This is a genomic window from Mesorhizobium sp. M4A.F.Ca.ET.050.02.1.1 (assembly GCF_003997725.1).
In the GTDB taxonomy this organism is placed as follows: Bacteria; Pseudomonadota; Alphaproteobacteria; order Rhizobiales; family Rhizobiaceae; genus Mesorhizobium.
The window spans coordinates 1-1102 of the sequence record NZ_RZSG01001225.1 but is presented as its reverse complement, the minus strand read 5'-3'; the positions used below and the strand labels follow the sequence as shown (position 1 = coordinate 1102).

Genomic DNA, 1102 nt, shown 5'->3' with positions numbered 1-1102 from the left:
CCCTTGGCGTAGGCATGGCCTGAGACGAAACCGGCCTGGCCGAGATCGGCCCACACCGCCGGCAAGTCCTCCTTGCGGATGCCTAGCATATCGATGCGCTGGCCGCCGGTGACCTTGACCATCGGGATCTCGAACTTGTCGACGACGTCGGCGATGGCGCGCAGTTCGGAGGCGCTGGTGACGCCGCCCCACATGCGCGGCACCACCGAATAGGTGCCGTCCTTCTGGATGTTGGCGTGGACACGCTCGTTGATGAAGCGCGACTGGTAGTCATCGGCATATTCGTCCGGCCAGTCGCAGACGAGATAGTAGTTGAGCGCCGGCCGGCATTTGGCGCAGCCGCAGGAGGTCTTCCACTCCAGCTCCTGCATCACCGCCGGAATGGTCTTCAGTCCCTTGGCCTTGATCAGCCGGCGCACCTCGTCGTGGCCGAGCGCGGTGCAGGAGCACATCGGCTGCACGGCGGCCGGGTTGTACGTGTCGCCGAGGGTCAGCACCATCAGCTTCTCGACCAGCCCCGTGCAAGAGCCGCAGGAAGCCGACGCCTTGGTATGCGCCCGGACATCGTCGAGCGAGGTCAGGCCCTTGCCGGTGATCGCACCGATGATCTTGCCCTTGCAGACGCCGTTGCAGCCGCAGATTTCCGCATCATCCGGCAAGGCTGCAACGGCCGCCATAGGGTCCAGGGGGGCACCCCCCTGGTATGACTGGCCGAAGATAAGCGTGTCGCGCATCTCCGAAATATCGGTCTGCTTCTTCTTCAGGTCGTTGAACCAGGCGCCATCGGCGGTCTCGCCATAGAGCACGGTGCCAATGATGCGGTCGTCCTTCAGCACCAGGCGCTTGTAGACGCCGGCCGAGGCATCGCGCAGCACGATCTCCTGGCGGTCGTCGCCATCGGCGAAGTCGCCGAGCGAGAACAGCTCGATGCCGGTGACCTTGAGCTTGGTCGGCGTGTCGGAATGCACGAAGGCGGCCGTCTCGTCGCCGGCAAGCTGGCTGGCGGCGACGCGCGCCATCTCGTAGAGCGGCGCCACCAGACCGTAAACCATGCCGTTGACCTCGGCGCATTCGCCGAGCGCGAAGATGTCGGGGTCGTTGC

The 1102-nt window shown here is 65.2% G+C and carries 1 protein-coding gene; it reads right to left on the bottom strand.

Features of this window, described 5'->3' with window-relative positions; all coding sequences use genetic code 11:
- Positions 1 to 1102, bottom strand: a 1102-nt coding sequence (locus EOA33_RS36500; protein ID WP_145989539.1) for a (2Fe-2S)-binding protein, incomplete at both ends; no start/stop codon positions are given.